Origin of the sequence: Wenyingzhuangia aestuarii (assembly GCF_011927765.1) — a bacterium.
GTDB lineage: Bacteria > Bacteroidota > Bacteroidia > Flavobacteriales > Flavobacteriaceae > Wenyingzhuangia > Wenyingzhuangia aestuarii.
The window spans coordinates 1-3465 of record NZ_JAATJG010000033.1 but is presented as its reverse complement, the minus strand read 5'-3'; the positions used below and the strand labels follow the sequence as shown (position 1 = coordinate 3465).

The 3465-nt window shown below is 28.1% G+C and carries 5 protein-coding genes; 1 reads left to right on the top strand and 4 read right to left on the bottom strand.

Translation table 11 applies throughout. The features are described 5' to 3' along the window. Nucleotides 1-58 precede the first annotated feature (58 nt). Both GGR97_RS15140 and GGR97_RS15135 read right to left on the bottom strand, forming a co-directional pair. Nucleotides 59-604 carry a hypothetical protein gene (locus tag GGR97_RS15140; RefSeq protein WP_167899368.1) on the bottom strand — a complete coding sequence of 182 codons (546 nt, stop codon included), beginning with the start codon at nt 602-604 and terminating at the stop codon, nt 59-61. Nucleotides 605-824: 220 nt separating this feature from the next. Then, a complete protein-coding gene (locus tag GGR97_RS15135) occupies nt 825-1859 on the bottom strand; it encodes a RelA/SpoT domain-containing protein (protein ID WP_167899367.1) in 1035 nt (344 codons plus the stop codon). Nucleotides 1860-2114: 255 nt separating this feature from the next. Between GGR97_RS15135 and GGR97_RS15130 the strand changes: the two genes are divergently transcribed. Continuing rightward, the gene (locus GGR97_RS15130) at nt 2115-2354 is read left to right on the top strand and encodes a hypothetical protein (protein WP_209272398.1); all 240 of its coding nucleotides are present in this window, start codon (nt 2115-2117) and stop codon (nt 2352-2354) included. Nucleotides 2355-2372: 18 nt separating this feature from the next. Here GGR97_RS15130 and GGR97_RS15125 read toward each other — a convergent pair whose 3' ends face one another. Together GGR97_RS15125 and GGR97_RS15120 are read right to left on the bottom strand one after the other, a co-directional pair. After that, on the bottom strand, nt 2373-2693 hold the full coding sequence (locus tag GGR97_RS15125; RefSeq protein WP_167899365.1) for a hypothetical protein: 321 nt from the start codon (nt 2691-2693) through the stop codon (nt 2373-2375). Between the two features lie 134 nt (nt 2694-2827). Next, nucleotides 2828-3349, bottom strand: coding sequence for a hypothetical protein (locus tag GGR97_RS15120; protein WP_167899364.1), 522 nt, complete (start codon nt 3347-3349; stop codon nt 2828-2830). Nucleotides 3350-3465: the final 116 nt, after the last annotated feature.

Here is a 3465-nt window from a genome sequence, read left to right as displayed (position 1 = left end):
GCTTCTGGGACAACTCCCATTTCTTGTATTTCATATTTCAAATATATTAGTTTGAAATTTAAAAGAACACTCCGAACTTATTGGGGGCTAAAATATCCATTTCCTTAATGTAATAAACTTTATTCCCTGACTTGTTTAGAGAATTCTTTAGATATGTTTTTTCATTAATAAAATAATAATCAGATTTCCAAAGTAATTTTTGTCCTTCCCATAAATTCTTTTGTATGCTACAGAAAACCAAGAGATCTTTCAAATAATAATATTTTTCAATAAAATAATTATCATTAATACCATCATTATGCTCTACTAATGTTAGTTCATTTTTTTTATTAGAAAACATTTCAAGATAACTACCTCCAATATTCTCCATTTCATGATTTTTACTTTCTTTAATTGATTCTTTGTTATTTTCCATAATGGAATTCAACTCAGATTTTGTTATTTTAAAAACATTATGTTGAGAATGAACATGATAAATTTCTTTCAATTTTTCTTTTTCAATTGATTGTACATATTTGCTTATTTTTTCAATTTCCTTAAAATTTTGAGAGAAAGAAAAATTAAAAAAGATAAAAAATATTAATGTATATAAATATTTCAACATTTTTTTGTGCAATTAGTTACAACGGTTTTGGCTAGGATTAGTGCGGGAAGAAAATCGACAAGATTTTCGAACACGTACTAAGCCGAAGCTTTTTGTTTGGTTTTGTTTCTTTGTTTTCACAAAGCCAAATCAACAAGATTTGGCGGACTTAGTAAATATACACAAAACGTTGAAGTTGGCACAAAACCCGCATGAAGTTTAGCCGGTGTTAGCCTACGTTTTATATATATCCCAGTTTTAAACAATTTTCATTAATTTTTTCCAATGCAATTAAGAATTCTGTTGTGTCTAAAAAATAACTAGGATATGCTTTCTTTAATAATCGTAGTGAATTAGCAGATACAAGAACTACTGCATTTTTTGAGTCTTCAATTTCTTTTTCTAATTCTAAATATTTATCAGTAGCAGTTTCTAAAGAATTATTATCATATACATTTAAATTTACATTTCGTTTCTCTATATCGATGTTTATAAGATAATAGTCTCCAGGGAAGTTTTGTTTTTCTAAATGTTTTGTAGTTGCACCTAAAGCTCTTAAATGTTCAATTATTTTTAATTCTTCACAATTTGTATAACACTCAACCATTAACTCTTTCATTGTCTTTTCAGAGTGAATTTCTAATATTGGAACACCTTCCTTTATAGCAAATAGTGAGCTTACAGTTTTAAAAAAATTTAACCATTTATCAGGTCCCATACTTGACTTAAGCGATGTATCGGTAATAATACCAGCTGTTTCGACTGCTGTAGCCCAATTGTGTTGAAGTTTTGTACGAATTTGTAATTCAATCTTTAGACCATTATAAGTCTCAGAGGTTGACTTATATTCATAAATAAAATGAATACTTCTATACCCAGATTCTTTAGGTTCGTCAATATAATCTTTGGTTTTTAAAAGTTTATGGTTTTGTTTATGATTCTCAATTAGTTTTTTTAGTTCTTTAAGGTCTTGAACATCTTTTAAAACAGCTCTATAACCTCCAATGTCTTGCATTCCTCCAAGTCCCATATTTTCATTTAAGTCCAATTTATATTGTATTGATGTCAAACGCTTAAGTCTCTGAGAAACAAATAAAGGTTTTATTTTATGTTTACTACATAGTTTTTCTAACCCATTTCTCATAACCTTAAGTGGTTTTATATGGTGTAATCTCCAAGTATTTATTTTATTTAGAGCGGAATCCACTTCACTTTGAGAACTCGAAGTCATCATTGTCTCTCCAGCTCTTGATATTTCTTTCCTTGAAAATTTCATGTTTTTAATGTTGGCCAACGGTTTTGGCTAGGCTTTGTGCGGGCTTGAAAATCGGAAAGATTTTCGAACACGGACTAAGCCGAAGCTTTTTGTTTGGATTTGTTTTTTGTGGTTACCCAAAGCCAAATCAACAAGATTTGGCGACTTAGTAAATATACACAAAACTTTGAAGTTAGCACAAAACCCGCATGAAGTTTAGCCGGTGTTAGCTTTTCGTGGTTTTCAGTTTTTTTTTAATTTCAAATTATGTTTTTATTGTTAGAAATAATTTATTTTTTTCTTTTAAAAGGAATCCAAATAAAGAAACAAATAAATAAAATAAAAGAAATAATTGGAGCTACGAAAGGAATAAATATCCAACCAACAGTTCCTAATCCTCCAGTTGAATTTACAGGGGGATATAATTTGTCAAATGCCCAACAAAATGAAAATATTCCAAAAAAACTTATTATTAGACCTGTAAAAGCACCAATAATTCCACTTACAACTCGTTGAATAAATTTCAATATTTTTCTAATTTAATATTCTATAAATAACAGTAAAGAGTATTATAATAGCAGGGATTATTCCGCCTAAAACTATTTTGTTTTCAAAAATATGGTTAATAAATTTCTTTTTATTTCTCATACAGAATTTGATCTCAGTAACTAGAAAAACAAAGAAAAACCAAGATCCAATGAACATAAAATAATATCCAAATATAATTCCTAAGAAACCTAATAAATTACTTAAAAAGTTAACGTTTTCATTTAAGAGATTCGAAATAATTCCTAATAAAACAAAAGTATTCAAACCAATAAAATTAGTCCATCTAATTTGAATTATTTCTCTCATTTTTTTGTCTTTGTTTCTTTGTTCTCACAAAGCCAAATCAACAAGATTTGGCGACTTAGTAAATATACACAAAACTTTGAAGTAAGCACAAAACCCGTATGAAGTTTAGCCGGTGTTGCCAAATGCTTTTTTAATTAGAGTAAACCATCTAATTTTAATTTTTCAATTAATTTTTGTACGGATTTTTCTGCAGCTTGTGCTAAATTATCATATGCTGCATCTGCAGTAAGGTTTCCTCTCCAAACTATTTTTTCACTATTTGGAAGAAATAGTTTTATGTCAAAAGTTCCTTTAGTAATTGTACTATGGGTAAAGCCTATACTAACAGCATTAATGTGTTTTTCAGACTCTGTTTGGTTTATTAACATTACTACATCTGGAGAAAATTTGTTTATTTTTTCGTCTATATCTTTATCTGTCTCTAATGATAATTTATCGTATCTATAACTTTCAAACTTTATGTTTTCTTCATTAAAATATTTTTCTAACTCAATGAAAAAACCTTTATAAAAGTATTTTGCATCTTCAGCTCCTCTGGATAATATATATATGTTATTGATTTTTTCATTAAAATCTTCAGCTTTTCTAGATGTTATTTTAGCACTTACACAACTAGACAATATTATAGTCGATATGATTAATAATATTTTTCTCATTTTCAGTTTCTTAGTTTTTGGCAACGGTTTTGGCTAGGATTAGTACGGGATTGAAAATCGACAAGATTTTCGAGAACGGACTGAGCCTAAGCTTTTTGTTTGGTTTTGTTTCTTTT